The organism is Nocardioides aurantiacus, assembly GCF_003752505.1.
GTDB lineage: Bacteria > Actinomycetota > Actinomycetes > Propionibacteriales > Nocardioidaceae > Marmoricola > Marmoricola aurantiacus.
In genome coordinates this window covers 3,885,452-3,903,835 of record NZ_RKHO01000001.1, presented here as the reverse complement: position 1 = coordinate 3,903,835, position 18,384 = coordinate 3,885,452, and the positions used below count along the sequence as shown (strand labels likewise).

At 71.8% G+C, this 18,384-nt stretch carries 21 protein-coding genes; 10 read left to right on the top strand and 11 right to left on the bottom strand.

Going from position 1 to position 18,384, the window contains the following annotated elements; genetic code table 11:
- Positions 1 to 199 precede the first annotated feature (199 nt).
- The 5 genes from EDD33_RS18920 to dnaA form a co-directional block, all read right to left on the bottom strand.
- Complete coding sequence (locus tag EDD33_RS18920; protein ID WP_123392641.1) at positions 200 to 724, bottom strand: DciA family protein; 525 nt, start codon at positions 722 to 724, stop codon at positions 200 to 202.
- Positions 717 to 1,847 carry a DNA replication/repair protein RecF gene (gene recF / locus EDD33_RS18915; protein WP_123392640.1) on the bottom strand — a complete coding sequence of 377 codons (1,131 nt, stop codon included), beginning with the start codon at positions 1,845 to 1,847 and terminating at the stop codon, positions 717 to 719. The genes EDD33_RS18920 and recF overlap by 8 nt, the downstream gene beginning before the upstream one ends.
- A 21-nt stretch (positions 1,848 to 1,868) precedes the next feature.
- Positions 1,869 to 2,786, bottom strand: coding sequence for a phosphogluconate dehydrogenase (NAD(+)-dependent, decarboxylating) (gnd, locus tag EDD33_RS18910; RefSeq protein WP_123392639.1), 918 nt, complete (start codon positions 2,784 to 2,786; stop codon positions 1,869 to 1,871).
- Between the two features lie 41 nt (positions 2,787 to 2,827).
- A complete protein-coding gene (gene dnaN / locus EDD33_RS18905) occupies positions 2,828 to 3,994 on the bottom strand; it encodes a DNA polymerase III subunit beta (RefSeq protein ID WP_123392638.1) in 1,167 nt (388 codons plus the stop codon).
- A 361-nt stretch (positions 3,995 to 4,355) separates the two neighbouring features.
- The gene (gene dnaA / locus EDD33_RS18900; protein WP_246003699.1) at positions 4,356 to 5,828 is read right to left on the bottom strand and encodes a chromosomal replication initiator protein DnaA; all 1,473 of its coding nucleotides are present in this window, start codon (positions 5,826 to 5,828) and stop codon (positions 4,356 to 4,358) included.
- 439 nt (positions 5,829 to 6,267) lie between these two features.
- Between dnaA and rpmH the strand changes: the two genes are divergently transcribed.
- From rpmH to EDD33_RS18860, 8 genes are all read left to right on the top strand, one after another.
- Positions 6,268 to 6,405: a 50S ribosomal protein L34 gene (gene rpmH, locus EDD33_RS18895; RefSeq protein WP_056542990.1), complete on the top strand. Its 138-nt coding sequence runs from the start codon at positions 6,268 to 6,270 to the stop codon at positions 6,403 to 6,405.
- 18 nt (positions 6,406 to 6,423) lie between these two features.
- Positions 6,424 to 6,783 (top strand): ribonuclease P protein component, encoded by a 360-nt coding sequence (gene rnpA / locus EDD33_RS18890; protein WP_123392635.1) that lies wholly within the window; start codon positions 6,424 to 6,426, stop codon positions 6,781 to 6,783.
- Positions 6,780 to 7,016, top strand: coding sequence for a membrane protein insertion efficiency factor YidD (gene yidD / locus EDD33_RS18885; RefSeq protein WP_123392634.1), 237 nt, complete (start codon positions 6,780 to 6,782; stop codon positions 7,014 to 7,016). The genes rnpA and yidD overlap by 4 nt, the downstream gene beginning before the upstream one ends.
- A gap of 33 nt (positions 7,017 to 7,049) precedes the next feature.
- The gene (yidC, locus tag EDD33_RS18880; RefSeq protein WP_123393705.1) at positions 7,050 to 8,036 is read left to right on the top strand and encodes a membrane protein insertase YidC; all 987 of its coding nucleotides are present in this window, start codon (positions 7,050 to 7,052) and stop codon (positions 8,034 to 8,036) included.
- Positions 8,037 to 8,116: 80 nt separating this feature from the next.
- Complete coding sequence (locus EDD33_RS18875) at positions 8,117 to 8,587, top strand: Jag family protein (protein ID WP_056543180.1); 471 nt, start codon at positions 8,117 to 8,119, stop codon at positions 8,585 to 8,587.
- Between the two features lie 65 nt (positions 8,588 to 8,652).
- Positions 8,653 to 9,246, top strand: a complete 594-nt coding sequence (rsmG, locus tag EDD33_RS18870; RefSeq protein WP_342773647.1) for a 16S rRNA (guanine(527)-N(7))-methyltransferase RsmG — start codon at positions 8,653 to 8,655, stop codon at positions 9,244 to 9,246.
- A gap of 102 nt (positions 9,247 to 9,348) precedes the next feature.
- Positions 9,349 to 10,299 carry a ParA family protein gene (locus EDD33_RS18865; protein WP_123392630.1) on the top strand — a complete coding sequence of 317 codons (951 nt, stop codon included), beginning with the start codon at positions 9,349 to 9,351 and terminating at the stop codon, positions 10,297 to 10,299.
- Positions 10,296 to 11,324, top strand: a complete 1,029-nt coding sequence (locus EDD33_RS18860; RefSeq protein WP_123392629.1) for a ParB/RepB/Spo0J family partition protein — start codon at positions 10,296 to 10,298, stop codon at positions 11,322 to 11,324. The genes EDD33_RS18865 and EDD33_RS18860 overlap by 4 nt, the downstream gene beginning before the upstream one ends.
- Positions 11,325 to 11,720: 396 nt before the next feature.
- On the opposite strand, the gene EDD33_RS18855 is transcribed toward EDD33_RS18860, so the two are convergent.
- The gene (locus EDD33_RS18855; protein WP_123392627.1) at positions 11,721 to 12,482 is read right to left on the bottom strand and encodes a lysophospholipid acyltransferase family protein; all 762 of its coding nucleotides are present in this window, start codon (positions 12,480 to 12,482) and stop codon (positions 11,721 to 11,723) included.
- 54 nt (positions 12,483 to 12,536) lie between these two features.
- Between EDD33_RS18855 and EDD33_RS18850 the strand changes: the two genes are divergently transcribed.
- Complete coding sequence (locus EDD33_RS18850; protein WP_123392626.1) at positions 12,537 to 13,754, top strand: pyridoxal phosphate-dependent aminotransferase; 1,218 nt, start codon at positions 12,537 to 12,539, stop codon at positions 13,752 to 13,754.
- Positions 13,755 to 13,779: 25 nt separating this feature from the next.
- The gene (locus EDD33_RS18845) at positions 13,780 to 14,502 is read left to right on the top strand and encodes a GNAT family N-acetyltransferase (protein ID WP_123392624.1); all 723 of its coding nucleotides are present in this window, start codon (positions 13,780 to 13,782) and stop codon (positions 14,500 to 14,502) included.
- Here EDD33_RS18845 and EDD33_RS18840 read toward each other — a convergent pair.
- The 5 genes from EDD33_RS18840 to EDD33_RS18820 form a co-directional block, all read right to left on the bottom strand.
- Positions 14,415 to 14,888, bottom strand: a complete 474-nt coding sequence (locus tag EDD33_RS18840) for an SRPBCC family protein (RefSeq protein WP_123392623.1) — start codon at positions 14,886 to 14,888, stop codon at positions 14,415 to 14,417. The two genes, EDD33_RS18845 and EDD33_RS18840, sit on opposite strands and share 88 nt — an antisense overlap.
- A complete protein-coding gene (locus EDD33_RS18835) occupies positions 14,888 to 16,012 on the bottom strand; it encodes an N-acetylmuramoyl-L-alanine amidase (protein ID WP_123392621.1) in 1,125 nt (374 codons plus the stop codon). Before EDD33_RS18835 ends, EDD33_RS18840 begins: the two co-directional genes overlap by 1 nt.
- 60 nt (positions 16,013 to 16,072) lie before the next feature.
- The gene (trxA, locus tag EDD33_RS18830; protein WP_123392619.1) at positions 16,073 to 16,396 is read right to left on the bottom strand and encodes a thioredoxin; all 324 of its coding nucleotides are present in this window, start codon (positions 16,394 to 16,396) and stop codon (positions 16,073 to 16,075) included.
- Between the two features lie 88 nt (positions 16,397 to 16,484).
- A complete protein-coding gene (gene trxB, locus EDD33_RS18825; RefSeq protein WP_246003609.1) occupies positions 16,485 to 17,471 on the bottom strand; it encodes a thioredoxin-disulfide reductase in 987 nt (328 codons plus the stop codon).
- A gap of 85 nt (positions 17,472 to 17,556) precedes the next feature.
- Positions 17,557 to 18,372, bottom strand: coding sequence for a transglutaminase-like domain-containing protein (locus EDD33_RS18820; protein WP_123392617.1), 816 nt, complete (start codon positions 18,370 to 18,372; stop codon positions 17,557 to 17,559).
- Positions 18,373 to 18,384 lie beyond the last annotated feature (12 nt).

Here is an 18,384-nt window from a genome sequence, read left to right as displayed (position 1 = left end):
AGCGGCCGCCACGCACGAGGGCCGGCGACCTGGAGCCAGTCTACCCGCCCGGAGGCCCCGCACCATGCCTCGTGGCCCCGAGTTGGGGACGACCGTGACCCGAACGTGGCCCTCAGAGGCCCGTGAGCGGCTCCGCTGGCCCGCGGGAGGGGGTCGGCTTGGTCCCCGTACGCCCCTCGACCTCCCAGCGGGCCCTGGGTCAGCCGTAGGTGTCGCGCGGACCCCGGCCCTTGACACGGAGCCGTCCGCGGGTCCAGCTCGGCGCGCGCGGTCCGACGGGGTCGATGACGCGCACCGTCTCCTCGCCCAGCACCTCGTTGAGGCGGCGTACGACGTCCGGCGCGAGCAGCTTCATCTGGGTCGCCCACGCCGTGGAGTCGGTGCGTACGACGAGCCGACCGTCGGCCAGTGACTCCGGACGCACGTGCTGGCCGACCTCGCGGCCCACGATCGCCTCCCAGCGGGCGAAGACCCCGTGCACGCGCAGCTCCGAGGCCCAGCCCTGGTCGGCCACGAAGCGGGTCATCGAGGTGTCGAGGGTCTGCGGGTCGCGGTCGTCGGGACGCGCCCCGCTGACCCGCGGCTCCACCACCGGGCGCCGGCGTCCGCGACCCGGTGCCCGGCCCAGCCCGCGCCCACCCGCCGCAGGGGTCCGGCCGGCGAGCCCGCGCGCGACGGAGCGGGCGAGGTCGAGGCCGGTTTCGTCGTGGGTCTCCTCACCCATGCGGCACCACCCCGCCGTCGGCGACGTCGTAGCGCCGGCCGCGCAGCGCCTCGGGCACGTCACCGGCCACGGCCGCGGTGACCAGCACCTGCTCCGCGCCGGCGACCAGCTCGGCCAGCTGCTCGCGGCGGCCGGTGTCGAGCTCGGCGAAGACGTCGTCGAGCACGAGGATCGGGTCGTCGCCGCTGCTCCGGAGCAGGTCGTAGGACGCCAGCCGCATCGCCAGCGCGAAGGACCAGCCCTCGCCGTGGCTGGCGTAGCCCTTGACCGGCAAGCCGCCGAGCTCGCAGAGCAGGTCGTCGCGGTGCGGACCCACGAGCGTGACGCCGCGGTCGAGCTCGTCACGCCGGCGGCGGGCCAGTTCCACGTGGAACAACGCCTCGACGTCGGCGCCGTCCTCGCCTGTCGGCACCTCGAAGCTGGGCCGGTAGGAGATCACCGCGTCGTCGCGGTGCGCCCCCCGGGCGACCGCCTCGTAGGCCGTGCCGAGCAGGGGGACCAGGTCCTCGACCAGCGCCGCCCGGGTCGTCATCACCTCGGCGCCCAGCCGGGCCAGCCGCTCGTCCCAGACCTCCAGGGTGCTGAGCATCGACTCCCCGGCGGAGCCGCCCCGGGCGCGGGCGGTCTTGAGCAGCGAGTTGCGCTGCTTGAGCACCCGGTCGTAGTCGGCACGCACCCCGGCGTACCGCGGGGCCCGGAGCACCAGCAGGTCGTCGGCGAAGCGCCGCCGCTCGGTCGGGTCGCCCTTGACCAGCGCGAGATCGTCGGGCGCGAAGACGACCGTGCGGACCAGCCCGACGAGGTCGCGCGCCTTGGGCAGCGGACCGCGGTTGACGCGGGCACGGTTGGACTTCCCGGGGTTGATCTCGACCTCGAGGACCGCCCGGCGGTCGTCGCGGACCACGGCGGCCCGGACCACGGCACGCTCGGCGCCGCGACGCACCAGCGGCAGGTCGGCGGCGACCCGGTGCGAGCTCAGCCGGGAGAGGTAGTCGATCGCCTCGACGATGTTGGTCTTGCCCTGCCCGTTGCGACCCACGAACGAGCTGACCCCGGGGTCGAGGTCGATCTCCAGCGTCTCGTAGGAGCGGAAGTCGTGGAGCGAGAGGTGCGCGACGTACACCGGGAGGGCCGAGCCGCCCGGCTACTTCTCGGGCGGGGCGGAGGAGTCGCCGCCGGCCGGGCTGCCGGCCTGGGTGGCGTGCCCGCCGAACTGGTTGCGCATCGCGGCCACCGCCTTCATCGCCGGGCTGTCGTCCTGGCGGGAGGTGAAGCGCGCGAACAGCGAGGCCGCGATGACGTGCATCGGCACCGCGTTGTCGATGGCGGCCTCGACGGTCCAGCGACCCTCGCCGGAGTCCTCGGCGTAGCCGCGGATCTCGTCGAGGTGGGCGTCGTCCTTGAGCGCCACGACCAGCAGGTCGAGCAGCCAGGAGCGGATCACGGTGCCCTCGCGCCAGGAGTCGAAGACCTCGGTCACGTTGTCGACCACGTCGACCTTCTCGAGCAGCTCCCAGCCCTCGGCGTAGGCCTGCATCATGGCGTACTCGATGCCGTTGTGGACCATCTTGGCGAAGTGCCCGGCGCCCGGCTTCCGGCCCGCGTGGACCATGCCGGAGTCACCCTCGGGCTTGAGCGTCTCGAAGGCCGGCAGGATCTTGGCGACGTCGTCGTCGGCGCCGCCGTACATCAGCGCGTAGCCGTTCTCCAGGCCCCAGATGCCGCCCGAGACGCCGCAGTCGACGAAGCCGATGCCCTTCTCGCGCAGCTTCTCCGCGTTGAGCTGGTCGTCGGTCCACCGGGAGTTGCCGCCGTCGACGACCAGGTCGCCCTCGGAGAGCAGCTCGCCCAGCTCGGCGACCGTCTCGCGCGTCGGGTCGCCGGCGGGCACCATCACCCAGACCACCGCGGGCGAGGGCAGCGCCTCCACCAGCTCGGCCAGGCTCCCCACGTCGCTCACGTCGGGGTTGCGGTCGTAGCCGGTGACGGTGTGGCCACCGTTGCGCAGGCGGGTGCGCATGTTGCCACCCATCTTGCCCAGGCCGATCAGTCCGAGGTGCATGGCGGTGCTCCTGTGTGCAGTGGTGGGTCGTGCTGGGTGGGTCAGGAGAGCAGGCGACGCGGCATCAGCAGGTAGCGGAACGCGGTGTCCGCCTCCCCGTCGAGGCTGTCGACACCCGAGAGTACGACGGGCTTGCTGGCCTGCGTGAAGGCCAGCTCGACCACCGGAGCCTCGAGGGCGGTGAGGCCGTCGAGCAGGTAGGCGGGGTTGAAGCCGGTCGTGATGTCCTCGCCGGTGACGTTGGCCTCGATCGACTCGCTGGCCATCGCCTCCTCGCCGGAGCCGGCGTCGAGGGTCAGCACGCCCTCGGAGAAGGCCAGCTGCACCGCGGTGTTGCGCTCGGCGACGAGCGAGACGCGCTTGACCGAGTCGACCAGCGCGGCCCGGTCGACCCGGGCGACGGTGAGGTGCTCGGAGGGGAACAGCGAGCGGACCTTGGGGAACTCCCCGTCGAGCAGCCGCGTCGTGGTGCGTCGTACGCCGCCCCCGGCGGAGCCCTCGAAGCCGATGATGCCCTCGCCGGCACCGCTGCCGGACGCCGACGACAGCGCGATCCGGATCTCCGAGCCGCCGGTGAGGGCCTTGGCCGTGTCGGCCAGCACCTTGGCCGGCACCAGGGCCGCGGCGTCGATGTCGGGTGCGGAGGGGTCCCAGCCGAGCTCGCGCTGGGAGAGGCGGAAGCGGTCGGTGGCGAGCATCGCGATCGAGCCGCCGTCGAGCTCGATGCGGACGCCGGTCAGCACCGGGAGCATGTCGTCGCGACCGGCGGCGGTGACCGCCTGCGCGACGGCCTGGGAGAACACACCGCTCGGGACGGTGCCGCGGGCCTCGGGCATGGTCGGCAGCGTGGGGTAGTCCTCGACCGGCATCGTCTGCAGGCTGAACCGCGCCGAGCCGCAGACCAGCGTCACCTTGGCGCCGTCGACGTCGACGTCGACCGGCTTGTTGGGCAGGCTGCGACAGATGTCGGCGAGAAGCCGGCCGGAGACCAGGGCCCGGCCCTCCTCGCTGACCTCGGCGTTGAGGGTGGCACGCGCCGAGGTCTCGTAGTCGAAGGTCGAGAGCCGCAGTCCCTCCCCGTCGTCCTCGAAGGAGCCGGCCTCGATCAGCAGGCCGGCCAGGACGGGTGCGCTCGGGCGTACGGGGAGCGCGCGAGCCGTCCAGGCGACAGCGTCGGCCAGGACGTCACGTTCGACGCGGAACTTCACGGCGATGGGTTCCTCTCCATCAGGTCCATCAGGTCGGGGTGAGCATCCTGCCACGGCCCCGCAGTCCACAGGTCGGGGCTCGTTCGGTGGTTGCTCGACGAGAGTCCATGGATAGATCTCGTCGTAGTAGTAGGTGGTGGGGATTCTGTGGACGACGGGCTGCGCCGCAGGTCAGGTGCGAGAAGTTGTGAGTCGGTGCCTGTGGACGGCGCCGGGGTGAACTACCACTTCCTGTGGCCCGCCGACCGGCCTGTGCAGCACGGGCAGGGCTCGTCCACAGCCTCCTCCCCACCTCGTCCACGGACTCGCCGAGCGGGAACCACATCTTGCACGCGTGTAGTTCGCGCCCGCTCACGGCTGCTCAGGCCTGCTTGGCCTGCTGCTTGATCCGGGTCGTCAGCTCGGTCACCTGGTGGAAGACGTTGCGGCGCTCGGCGAGGTCCTTGCGGATCCGCCGGTCGGCGTTCATCACCGTGGTGTGGTCGCGACCGCCGAACTGCTGGCCGATCTTGGGCAACGACAGCTCGGTGAGCTCACGGCAGAGGTACATCGAGATCTGGCGGGCCGTCACCAGGGCGCGGGTGCGGCTGGGACCGGTGAGGTCCTCGATCGAGAACCCGAAGTACGACGCGGTCTGGGCGATGATCAGCCCGGCGGTGACCTCGGGCTCGCCGCCCTCGGGGATCAGGTCGCGCAGCACGATCTCGGCCAACGTCATGTCGACCTCCTGCTGGTTGATGCTGGCGAAGGCCGTCACCCGGATCAGCGCACCCTCGAGCTCGCGGATGTTGGTCTGGATGCGGGAGGCGATGAACTCCAGCACGTCGGCCGGCGCGGAGAGGCGGTCGGCGGCGGCCTTCTTGCGCAGGATCGCGATGCGGGTCTCCAGGTCGGGCGGCTGTACGTCGGTGAGCAGCCCCCACTCGAAGCGGTTGCGCAGCCGGTCCTCGAGCTGGGTGAGCCGCTTGGGGGAGCGGTCGGAGGAGATGACGATCTGCTTGTTGGCGTTGTGCAGCGTGTTGAAGGTGTGGAAGAACTCCTCCTGCGTCTGCTGCTTGCCCTCGAGGAACTGGATGTCGTCGACCAGCAGCACGTCGACGTCGCGGTAGCGGCGCTGCAGCGCTGCGGTGTTGGCGTCCTTGATCGCGTTGATGACGTCGTTGGTGAACGCCTCGGAGGAGACGTAGCGGATCTTCGCGCCGGTCCACAGGTTGCGGACGTAGTGGCCGATGGCGTGGAGCAGGTGCGTCTTGCCGAGCCCGGAGTCGCCGTAGACCATCAGCGGGTTGTAGGCCTTGCCCGGCGCCTCGGCGACCGCGACCGCGGCCGCGTGTGCGAACCGGTTGGAGGAGCCGATGACGAAGGTCTCGAAGGAGTAGCGCGGGTTGAGCGGGCTGTCCGGGATGCCGGTGGTGAGCGAGGAGCTCGCCTTTGTCGACATGTCTCTGTGTCGATGAAGCGGTACGTCGTCCTGTCGATCCCGCCGCTCGTCCCGCTCCCGCTCGCGTTCGCGGTCCCGCTGCTCCAGCAACCGGTCGCGTGCCTCCCGGTCGTCGCGGTCGTCGCGCCCGTCCCGGTCGTCGCGGGGCAGGTCGCGCGGCTGCAGCGGCGTGACCGTCGCCGGCGCCGCGGCCTCGTCCGGCGGCACGGTGCGCTCGAGCGAGGTGTCGACGCTGACGACCAGGCGGACGGGCTTGCCGATCTGGTCGGAGAGCGCGTCCTCGATGCGGGTGCGCAGGCGGCCCTCGAGCTGGGTGCGGGTGAACTCGTTGGGCACCGCGACCACCGCGGTGTTCTCGGCGAGCATCAGCGGCTTGCTGGTGGTGAGCCACATCCGCTGGTTGGGAGGGAGGTTCTCCACGATGCCGGGCCAGAGGACCTGGAGCCTGCCGGTGTGCGATCCGTCGTTGGTGCTGTCGTTCGCGTCCACGCCTGGTGGTGCTCCGTCCTGGGTCCGCTCGGCCGTTCGGCCACCCGTGTCCACAGCTTTGTCCACAGGTTGTGCAATGTCGAAGGATGTCCGGGTCTGCGGCATTCGCGGCTGACCACCGGAGGTCCAGGACGGGGACGCTAACAACCTTGTCCACAGGGCGGCAACCGGTCGTCCACAGGCCTGCGGGGCCAGATCCACAGCCTCCCAGCGGCCGGTTTGACCCTGTCGTCGCGCGGCGCGTACCGTTGGGCGGTCGACCGGGTGTCGATGGCTTCGGCCTGTCCGCCTGGTCGCCCCCCAGACTTCTGTCCAGCAACACCTCGAGTGGAGTGACGTTAAGTTGAGCAAGCGCACGTTCCAGCCCAACAACCGCCGTCGGCACAAGACCCACGGCTTCCGTCTGCGCATGCGGACCCGCGCCGGCCGGGCGATCCTGTCGGCCCGTCGGCGCAAGGGCCGCGGCCGCCTCGCCGCCTGAGGCGTCGGCCACGCCCGCGTGCTGCCCTCGTCCCAGCGCCTGACCGCCCCCGAGCAGTTCCGGGCGGTGGTCCGGCGCGGGCGCCGCAGCGGTGGTCCCGTCATGGTCGTGCACCTGCTGGTGCCCGACTCCGGCGCGGTCCTGGCGACCCCGCGTGCGGGATTCGTCGTCTCCAAGGCCGTCGGCAACGCCGTGACCCGCAACCTGGTCAAGCGGCGGCTGCGCCACCTCGTCGCCGACCGGGTCGACCGGTTGCCGGACCACGCGCTGCTGGTCGTGCGGGCACTGCCTGCCGCGGCCGAGGCGTCGTACGACGTGCTGGGGCGTGAGCTCGACCGGGGCCTGGCGCGCTGCCTTCCCCAGGCGGCCCCGGCGTGAAGCACGTCCTGATCGTGCTGCTGCGGGGCTATCGCTACGCGATCAGCCCGCTCTACGGTCAGGTCTGCCGCTACCACCCCACCTGCTCGGCGTACGCCTTGGAAGCCGTGACCCAGCACGGCAGTGTGAGGGGCAGCTGGCTCGCCGTACGCCGGCTGCTGCGCTGCCACCCGTGGGCCCTGGGCGGCTACGACCCGGTCCCTCCCCCGAACTCGATGACTCGAGGAGTCTGAGTGGAATTCTTCAAGTCCATCGGCGGCTTCATCATGACGCCGCTGTACCTCGCCATCAGCGCCATCCTGCTGGGCTGGCACAAGCTGTGGGGCGGGCTGTTCGGTGACACCACGGGCGTGGCCTGGGTGCTCTCGATCATCGGGCTGACCCTCGTCATCCGGGCGCTGCTGATCCCGCTGTTCGTCAAGCAGATCAAGTCCAGCCGCAACATGCAGCTGCTGCAGCCCCGGGTCAAGGAGCTGCGCGAGAAGTACGGTCACGACCGGGAGCGCTTCGCCCAGGAGCAGATGAAGCTGTTCCGGGAGACCAAGACCAACCCGTTCTCCTCCTGCCTGCCGCTGATCATCCAGATGCCGGTCTTCCTGGCGCTGTTCCGCCTGATCGACCAGGCCGCCAAGGACCCGTCGGTCGAGCGTGGCCTGATGACCGAGACGCTCAACCGCCAGTTCGGTGACGCGGTGTTCCTGGGCGCGAAGATCTCCGACACCTTCCTCAACACCGACAGCATCGGCGTGCGGGTGCTGGCCGCGGTGCTCGTGCTCTCCATGACCGCGACGACCTTCCTCACCCAGCGCCAGCTGATGAGCAAGAACATGCCGGCCGACGCGCTGACCGGGCCGTACGCCCAGCAGCAGAAGCTGCTGCTCTACGTGCTGCCGCTCGTCTTCGCCGTGGGTGGCATCGCCTTCCCGATCGGCGTCCTCTTCTACTGGACCACCTCCAACCTGTGGACGATGGGCCAGCAGTTCTACGTCATCCGCAACAACCCGGCGCCCAACACCGAGGCCTTCCGGGCCAAGCAGGAGCGCGACGCCGAGAAGCGCCGTCGCAAGGGCCTTGCGGATCCGGCGGCCCCCGACGCGGCGGCGTCCCCGACCCCGCTCGCGACGGAGGAGACCCGCACCCCGGCACGCCAGCAGCCCCGCAACCAGACGCGGTCGCAGCGCAAGAAGGGCGGCAGCAAGCCCGGTGCGCCCCGCGTCCACCCGACCACGCCAGACCAGGGAGACAACTCGTGACCGACCAGGCCCAAGAAGAGATCCAGACCGACGCACTGACCGACGGCCAGACCGACGGCGGGGCCGACGAGCAGCAGCCGGTGCAGGGCAAGCGCGCCCGCCTCGAGCAGGAGGGCGAGATCGCCGCCGACTACCTCGAGGAGCTCCTCGAGATCGCGGACCTCGACGGCGACCTCGACATGGACGTCGAGGGCGACCGCGCCACCGTCTCCATCGTCGGTGCCGAGCTGCCCGAGCTGGTGGGTCGCGACGGTGAGGTGCTCGAGGCGCTGCAGGAGCTGACCCGGCTGGCCGTCTACCGGGAGACCGGCGAGCGCTCCCGGTTGATGCTCGACGTCAGCGGCCACCGCGCAGACCGCCGCGCCGAGCTGGAGAAGCGAGCCGCCGAGCTGGTGGCCCAGGTGCGCGACTCCGGTGAGCGGGCCGAGCTCGAGCCGATGTCGCCGTTCGAGCGCAAGGTCGTGCACGACGTCGTCGCCGACGCCGGCCTGCAGTCGGAGTCCGAGGGCGCCGAGCCGCGCCGCTACGTCGTGGTGCTCCCGCCGGCATGAGCTCCGACCCACGTGGCCCCGTTTCACGTGAAACGGCACCCCCCGCGCCCGAGCTGGCGCGGGGGGTGTTCGGTTCTCGGCTGCCGCTCGCCGAGACGTACGCCGACCTGCTGGCCGGCGAGGCGACGGTCCGCGGGCTGATCGGTCCGCGTGAGGTGCCCCGGCTGTGGGAGCGACACCTGCTGAACTGTGCGCTCGTGGCCGACCTGGTGCCCGAGGGTGCCAGGGTCGTGGACGTCGGCTCCGGGGCCGGACTGCCCGGGCTGGTGCTCGCGCTGCGTCGACCCGACGTGCACGTGACTCTGCTGGAGCCGCTGCTGCGTCGCACCACGTTTCTCGAGCTGGCGGCGTCCACAATGGAGCTCGACAACGTGACCGTCCACCGGGGACGCGCAGAGGAGGTGCACGGCCAGATGTGGTTCGACGTCGTCACCTCTCGTGCGGTTGCTCCCCTCGATCGGCTGGGCCGGTGGTCGCTGCCGCTCGTCGACCGTGGTGGCGCGATGTTGGCCATGAAGGGGTCGTCGGTGGACGACGAGCTGGCGGAGGCGGAGAAGGGCCTGCGCAAGCTCGGCGCGCGACGGTTCCAGGTGCACCGGTTGGGGGCTGAGCTGCTCGACCCGCCGGTGACCGTCGTCGAGGCGCGGCTGCCGGCATGACAGGGTTATCCACCGGTCCCGGCGGGCTGCTGAGCGTGAGCATCCACAGGGCGGCGTACTTATCCACAGGTAGAGCCAGTTTCACGTGAAACAGGGAGCGACATGACACCCTCCGTGCGGACAGCCGGGGACCTCGCGGCGGACCGGCCGCGCTTCGACGACTCCACGCCCATGGCACGGGCGATCGAGCGTCAGATGCTGGTGCGGCAGGGCCGTCGGTACGGCGACCCGATGCCCCGCCCCGCCTCGACCCGCGTGATGGTGGTCGCCAACCAGAAGGGCGGCGTCGGCAAGACCACGACGACCGTCAACCTGGGCGCGGCGCTGGCCCAGCACGGTCTGCGCGTCCTGCTCATCGACCTCGACCCGCAGGGCAACGCCTCGACCGCGATGTCGGTCGAGCACCACCGCGGGGTCGCCTCGTCGTACGACGTGCTGGTGGAGGAGGTGCCCCTCGTCGACGTGGTGCAGCCGCACCACGAGATCCCCGGCCTGTACGTCGTGCCCGCCACCATCGACCTGGCCGGCGCCGAGATCGAGCTGGTCAGCCTGCCCGCCCGCGAGCAGCGGCTCCGCCAGGCGCTGGCCGCCCACCCGCTCGTCGACGGGGACGGCGAGGACCGTTTCGACTACGTGCTCGTCGACTGCCCGCCCTCGCTGGGCCTGCTGACCCTCAACGCGCTGGTCGCCGGGGCTGAGATGCTCATCCCGATCCAGGCGGAGTACTACGCCCTCGAGGGCCTGGGCCAGCTGCTCGAGACCGTCGAGATGGTGCGCACCCACCTGAACCCGCGGCTGACGGTCAGCACCATCCTGCTGACGATGTTCGACGCCCGGACCAACCTGGCGGCCGGGGTCGCCTCGGAGGTGCGTGAGCACTTCGGCGACCAGGTGCTCCGCACGGCCATCCCGCGGTCGGTCCGCGTCTCGGAGGCGCCCAGCTACGGGCAGAGCGTGATGGCCTACGACCCCGGATCCCCGGGCGCCCTGTCCTACCTCGAGGCCGCGCGCGAGGTCGCGCTGCGCGGCGCCCCCACCGGAGGAGCCCGATGAGCGGTCACCAGCCCGTACGCCGCGGACTGGGGCGCGGCCTCGGCTCGCTGATCCCCACCGGCCCACCGCCCTCGTCGGGCGGCCCCGTCGAGAGCGCGCCGACGGCCGACGTCGAGGCCACCGAGTCGGTGAGCGACTCCTCGGTGCCTGGCGACCCGACCACCGAGACCGCAGGTGAGACGCCTGCTGAGGTCACGGCCCCCGCCGGTGCCTACTTCGCCGAGATCGACGTCGACGCGATCGTGCCCAACCCGCGCCAGCCCCGCCAGGTCTTCGAGGAGGAGGCGATGGCCGAGCTGGTGCACTCGGTGAGCGAGGTCGGGCTGCTCCAGCCGGTGGTCGTGCGCCGCACGGGGGACGCGTCGTACGAGCTGATCATGGGTGAGCGCCGCTGGCGTGCCACCCGTGAGGCCGGGCACGCCACGATCCCGGCGATCGTGCGGCAGACCGAGGACGACGACCTGCTGCGCGACGCGCTGCTGGAGAACCTCCACCGCTCGCAGCTCAACCCGCTCGAGGAGGCTGCGGCGTACCGCCAGCTGCTGGACGACTTCGGCTGCACCCACGACGAGCTGGCCACCCGCCTGGGCCGCAGCCGCCCCCAGGTCAGCAACACGCTCCGGCTCCTCAACCTCTCTCCCGCCGTCCAGCGCCGCGTCGGCGCCGGCGTGCTGAGCGCCGGACACGCCCGCGCGCTGCTGGGTGTCACCGACGCCGGCGTCCAGGACCGGCTCGCCGGTCGGGTCGTCGCGGAGGGCATCTCGGTCCGCGGCCTGGAGGAGATCGTCGCGGTCGGCGATCACGGCGCCGACGACGACTCCTCACCCAAGGTCCGCCCGTCCCGTCCCTCGGCCCCCGGCCTCAGCGAGCTCGGCGACCGCCTGGGCGACCGGCTCGAGACCCGGGTCAAGGTGGCGCTGGGCCGCTCGAAGGGCCGGATCTCCATCGAGTTCGCCTCCCTGGCCGACCTCGAGCGGATCGTCTCGGTGATCGACCCCCGCAACCGGGACGACCGCCCCATCTAGTCGGGCGGCGCGCACTGCGTCATAAGAGCTGGTCGCCCCGACGACCGGGACGTATGACGTCCTGTCTCCACCGGACGTCATCACAGGTGTGGGGTGGAGGCCACGATCCTGATGACGTACGCCACCTGCTGGTCGATGGCGGCGGATGCGTCATACGTGGTGGTCGCCCGGACGACCGGACCGTATGACGTCCCGCGGTGCGTCATACGAGGCGGTCGCCCAGACGACGAGGACGTATGACGTCCCACGCGAGCCGCTCAGATCGCCGCACCCAGAACGACATGTCGACAAAGCAACCTGTCGATTGACCGACGAGACGACATGACGTCGGTTTCCCGTGAAACCTCCGCACCCGCAGGCACCCGCAGGCACCCGCAGGCACCCGCAGGCCCCCGCTCAGCCCTCCCGCGCAGCCTTCCGGGCCGCACGGGCCGCCTTCTCCTGCGCGTCGAGACGGGCGGCCTCCTCGGGGGTCGGGGCCGTGCCGCCGCGAGAGGCGGGGAGCCACCAGGACCCCGGGGGCTGCTCGTCGCCGGGGTAGGCGTCGACGGCCTCGTGCACGAGCCGGGTGAGCCGCTCGTGCAGCTCGAGGGTCTCGGCGGCCGGGTCGTCACCGGTCGGGTGCATCGGCTCCCCGACGCGGATGCCGATCGTCTTGCCGCGGGAGAAGTCACGCGGGTGGTCCTTGGTCATCAGCCGCTGGGTGCCCCACAGCGCCACTGGGACGAGCGGCACGCCGGCGTCGGCGGCGATCCGGGCGGCGCCGGTCTTGAGCTCCTTGACCTCGAAGGAGCGCGAGATCGTCGCCTCGGGGAAGATCCCGACGACCTGACCCGCCTCGAGGTAGCGCAGCGCCTCCTCCAGCGAGCCGGCGCCGTCGCCACGGTCGACGGGGATGTGGTGCATCGAACGCATCACGGGGCCGCCGACGGGGTGGTCGAAGACCTCCTTCTTGGCCATGAACCGCACCAGCCGGCCGGAGTCCTGTGCGGCGAGACCGCCGAGCACGAAGTCGATGTAGCCGACGTGGTTGAAGGCCAGCAGCGCGCCACCGGTGCGCGGCACGTGGTGGGTGCCCTCCATCTGGAACGACAGGCCGAGCACCCGGAACAGGATCTTGGCGGTGAGGACGATGGGCGGGTAGGTGAGGTCGCGCACCGGGGCATCGTGCCACGCGACGGATCCGGGCGGGCGACCTGCGAGACTCCCGTCATGCGCCCGATCGTCCAGAGCCGAAAGCTGCAGCACGTCCGGTACGACGTGCGCGGACCCATCCTGGTGGAGGCCCAGCGCCTCGAGGCCGAGGGTCACAAGATCCTCAAGCTCAACATCGGCAACCCGGCCCCGTTCGGGTTCGAGGCTCCCGAGGCGATCGTGGCCGACATGGTCCACAACCTGCCCGAGGCCCAGGGCTACTCCGATTCCCGCGGGATCTACTCCGCGCGCACGGCTGTGTCGCAGTACTACCAGTCGCGCGGGCTGCGCGAGACCGGCGTCGACGACGTGTTCATCGGCAACGGCGTCTCCGAGCTGATCTCGCTGGTGCTCCAGGCCTTCCTCGACGACGGCAACGAGGTGCTGGTCCCGGCGCCGGACTACCCGCTGTGGACGGGCGCGGTCTCCCTGTGCGGGGGTACGCCGGTCCACTACCGCTGCGACGAGGAGAACGGCTGGGACCCGGACCTCGCCGACATCGAGGCCAAGATCACGCCAGCCACCCAGGCGCTGGTGATCATCAACCCCAACAACCCCACGGGTGCGGTCTACAGCGAGGAGACCGTCAAGGGTCTCGTCGACATCGCCCGGCGCCACCAGCTGGTCGTCTTCTCCGACGAGATCTACGAGAAGATCCTCTTCGACGACGCGGTGCACCACCACACCGCGGCCTACGCCGGCGACGACGTGCTCTGCCTGACCTTCTCGGGGCTCTCCAAGGCCTACCGCGTCTGCGGCTACCGCGCCGGCTGGGTGATGATCTCGGGCCCCAAGCACGTGGCCGAGAGCTTCCTGGAGGGCCTCACGCTGCTGGCCAACATGCGGATGTGCGCCAACGTGCCGGCCCAGCACGCGATCCAGACGGCCCTGGGCGGCTACCAGTCGATCAACGAGTACATCGGCCCCGGCGGCCGCTTCTACGAGCAGTCCAAGACCGCCTCGCGGCTCCTCAACGAGATCGAGGGCGTCAGCTGCGTGGAGCCGCGCGGGGCGCTCTACTGCTTCCCGCGCCTGGACCCCGAGGTCTACCCGATCGTCGACGACGAGCAGTTCGTGATCGACCTGCTGCGGGCGAAGAAGATCCTGGTCACCCACGGCACCGGCTTCAACTGGTTCGCCCCCGACCACTTCCGGTTGGTGACCCTGCCCGACCTCGACACGCTCACCGAGGCCATCGGCCGGATCTCGGAGTTCCTCGCGACCCAGCGCGCCTGAGCCCGTGGCGACCTAGGCTGGGGCCATGGGCCGCAAGACCGAGCGCCTCACCCTCGACCACCTGCCGCTGCTCCCCGGCGGGTCGGGCTCGTGCGTGGCCTGGGAGCTCGACCCCGTACGCCGCCGCGCGGCCCGGGGCCACGAGGCCGAGGAGAAGGCCGCCTGGGTGAGCACGGTGCTGCGCGAGTGGGGCTCGTGCGGCCGGGTGGTGCTGGTCGACGGCGAGGTGGTCGGCCACGTGCTGTGGGCGCCGCCGGCGTACGTGCCCGGCGCCGCGGGGTTCGCCACCGCGCCCGTCAGCAGCGACGCGGTGGTGCTGACCGAGCTGCACGTAGACCCTGCGCACCGTGGCGGCGGCCTGGGCCGGATGCTCGTGCAGGGCGTGGCCAAGGACCTGGTGCGCGGCCGGCTGGGATCGGGCGGACGGTCGGCGGTGCGCGCCGTGGAGACCTTCGGCGACAGCAGAGGCGACGGGGCGGACCGGGGCGACGGGCACGACTGCCTGGTGCCGACCGCGTTCTGGCTGGCCGTGGGGTTCTCCACGCAGCGTGCCCACGCGCTGCACCCGCGGATGCGGATGGACCTGCGCACCACGCTCAGCCTGCGCGAGGAGCTGGAGAGGGGCCTCGAGCGGCTGCTCGGCCCCGCCGTGACGCAGCCTCAGACGGCGTCGAGGACGACCGGGTCCTCGCACGCGCGGGCGAAGGCCGCGATGCGCGCCCGGATCTCGCGGCCCAGGAGCCACTGACCGATCGGCTCGGCGACGGGCCGGAGCACGGCCGGCTGCACGGCGTAGGTGTACTTCCACACCGCCCGCGTCCCGGCGACCCCGTGGCGGGTCTCGGGCACGAACCGCCAGCCACCGCCGAAGGAGGCGAAGAACCACGGACCGCGCACCATCGTCATGCCGACCGAGGTCGGCGGGCGGTAGGAGACGTAGCGGCTCCTCATCGTCGGCCCGACGCGTGCCGTGGTCACCGTCTCCACGCCCTTGGCCGGTCGGTCGGCGTCGACGAGGTGCTGGTGGCGGATGAAGGGGTCCCAGCGCAGCCGCACCTCACCGGTGGTCTGGCTGACGGCGAACGCCAGCTCGGGCGGCACCGGCACCCACGCCTCGGCGGTGACCTGGGGCATCAGGGCCGTCCCGCGCCCTGGCCGAACCTGTCGCGCAGCTCGCGCACGTCGAGCACGCCGGTGGCGGCGTCGACGTCGGGGGAGAGGTAGAAGCGCTGCACCGCGACCACCACGGCCGCGGCGAGCACGTCGCGGTGGGCGGGGTCCTCCAGCCGGGCGAGGTCGCCGGCGTGGGTGCGGTAGCCCGCGTCGAGGTGCACCGCAGGCATCCGGGTGCGGCGCAGCAGGTCCCACGTCTTGGGGTGGCAGCGCAGGTCGACCGCGCGGGTGCGGGCGACGACCTCGCGCTGCACGAGCCCGGCCAGTCGCTCCCCGGCCGAGGACCAGGTCTGCCGGTCGGCGTCGCCGAAGAAGTACGCCGCGACGCCGCACGCGTCGGGGTTGTCCGAGGCGTCCAGCGCCAGGGACACCACCAGGTCGGCACCGGCGCGGTTGGCGAACGCCGCCCGCTCGCCCTCGTCGCGCGGGTGCGCGGCCCACCGAGGGGTGGTCAGGAATGCCTGGACGCCGATCGCCACCAGCCGGCCCTCGATGCGGGCGGCCAGGTCGTGCAGGATCGGGTCGCCCGAGGTCACGTCGACCACGACGGTCTTGCCGCCGAGGTGGGGACCGGACTCGCGGATCCACTCCTCGGTGCGCATCGCGTTGGGCGCGCCACCGCTGACCAGCGGCCGGAGCCGGGCCAGCGCCTTGAGGGTGGCCGGACCGCAGGTGCCGTCGGGCGGGATGCCGAAGTTGCGCTGGAACTCGCGCACGCCGGCCTCGGTCTCGGTGCCGAAGTAGCCGTCCAGGCGCCCCACGGTGAAGCCGAGGTCGAGCAGCCGGCTCTGCAGGGCGTAGACGTCGTCGCCCACGACCAGGTTGCCCGGACGGTGGGTCAGGATCCGGTCGCCGAGCCGCCAGCGCGCCTCGTCGAGGCGGCGGAACGTCGAGGGGCCGACGAGGCCGTCGACGGTCAGGCCGCGCTGCTGCTGGAAGGCCCGCACGGCGAGCTCGACCCGGTCGTCGTACGACGCAGGCCCGGCGACGCCGTCCGACGCCTCGAGCAGGCCCAGCCTGGCGAGCAGGCTGACGACCTGGGAGACGGCGGGTCCGGTGTCGCCGGGCCGCAGGGTCGTCTCCACCCGGAGGACTTTAGTGGCAGCGTCCGGGGGAGACGGTGAGGCAGGTCTGAGCGGTGCGGCTCAGATGAAGTCGGCCAGCTCCTTGAGCAGCGCCGACTTGGGGCGCGCGCCCACGATCTGCTTCACGACCTCGCCGTCCTTGTAGACGTTGAGGGTCGGGATGCCGGTGACGCGGTAGGTCGAGGGGGTCACGGGGTTCTCGTCGACGTTGAGCTTGACGAAGGTGACCTTCTCGCCGTGCTCGGCGTTGAGCTCGTCGAGGATCGGGCCCACCTGGCGGCACGGACCGCACCACTCCGCCCAGAAGTCGACGAGCACGGGCTTGTCGCTCTTCAGGACCTCGGCCTCGAAGGTGTCGTCGGTGACGGCGTTCAGGTTGGACATGGGTGCTCCATTCATCGAGAAGACTCGTGGTGTGCGGGGTGTGGTGTCCCAACCCCGCGGGGGGTGGATTTCTTCCGGACCTCGGGCCTCAGGCGCCCGCGCCGACGGTGGCGGCGCCGGCCGAGGTGATCTCCGCGAAGTCGAGGTCGGCCAGGAAGCGCTCGGCGTCGAGCGCGGCCGCGCAGCCGGTGCCGGCGGCGGTGATGGCCTGGCGGTAGACGTGGTCGACGAGGTCGCCGCAGGCGAAGACGCCGGAGACGTTGGTCTTGGTGCCGGGGGCGTCGACGAGCACGTAGCCCTCGTCGTCGAGCCGGACCTGGCCGTGCAGCAGTTCCGAGCGCGGGTCGTGACCGATGGCCACGAACAGCCCGGTGGCGTCGAGGTGACGCTCCTCGCCGGTCTCGGTGTCGCGCAGCGTCACGCCGGTGACCTTGTCCTCGCCGTGGATGGCGCTGACCTCGGAGTTCCAGGCGAACTCGATCTTGGGGTCGGCGAAGGCCCGCTCCTGCATGATCTTCGAGGCGCGCAGCTCGCCGCGGCGGTGGATCAGGGTGACCTTGGAGCCGAAGCGGGAGAGGAAGGTGGCCTCCTCGATGGCGGAGTCGCCGCCGCCGACGACCGCGATGTGCTGCTCGCGGAAGAAGAAGCCGTCGCAGGTCGCGCACCAGGAGACGCCGTGGCCCGAGAGCCGGTCCTCGTCGGGGATGCCGAGCTTGCGGTAGCCCGAGCCGGTGGCCAGGATCACCGCGCGGGCCGTGAAGGTGCCCTCCTCGGTGCGCACGATCTTGGTCTCGCCGGTCAGGTCGAGCTCGATGACGTCGTCGGCGACCAGCTCGGCGCCGAAGCGCTCGGCCTGGGCGCGCATCTCGTCCATCAGCTGCGGGCCCTGGATGCCGTCGCGGAAGCCGGGGAAGTTCTCGACCTCGGTGGTGTTCATCAGCGCCCCGCCGGCGGTGACCGAGCCCTCGAAGACGAGGGGGGCCAGGTTGGCGCGCGCGGCGTACGTCGCGGCGGTGTAACCGGCCGGGCCGGACCCGACGATGATCACGTTGCGGGTCTCGCTGGTCTCGCTCACTGCACTGCTCCAGAGGGGTTCGAGGATGCGTCGGGGGTGAGAACGCATCCTAGGCAGGGCTTGTTCCGGAGCGGGGGCGCTCGCGTCAGGTGAGGCTGACGAGGTGCGTGAGGTCGTCGTCGGGCAGCGCCGGCTCGGCCGTGGCCTCGACCTTCATCGAGACCAGGTCGGTGCGTCCGGACTGGGTGGTGAGGAACGCGGTGTCCGAGGCGTCCCGGCCGGTGGCGATGCGGACCAGGGTGGGTCGCGGCGCCAGGGTGGTGGCGTCCACGACGCGCCACTGCCCGTCGATGGCGGCCTCGACGACCGCGTGGAAGTCCATGGGCGACAGCCCGGGCGCGTAGACCGAGACCAGGCGGGCGGGCACGTTGCGGGCGCGCAGCATCGCGGTCACGAGGTGGGCGAAGTCGCGGCACACGCCCTGCCGGGCCAGCAGCGTCTGGGTCGCCCCGTCGGTGGGGCGGCTGGAGCCGCTGACGTAGTAGAGCTGGGTGCCGACCCAGGAGCTGACCGCGTCGAGCAGCGCCTTGCCCTCGAGCTGGGCGAACTGCGCCCAGGCGGTCGGGCCGAGCTCGTCGGACTCGGCGTAGCGGCTGGGGCGGCGGTAGACGATGTCGTCGACCGGGTCGACGGACGCGGGCTCGGCGCGGCCGGTCACCAGGGCGTCGTAGGACATCACCAGGCGACCGACGGGCGCGGTGCAGACGTGGAGGCGGCCCCCGTCGGCGACGTGGTGCTCCTCGACCTCCACCGGTTGGTCGTCGACGGTGACGGTGAGCGTCTCCTCGGCGAGCTCGGGCCCGGTGGCGACCGCGACCGACCACACCAGCTGGGCCGGTTCGCGGACCTCGAGCTCGACGCGGCTGCGGACGTGGCGGCGCGGGGGCGCGGGCTGGCTCATGCCGCTGAGTCT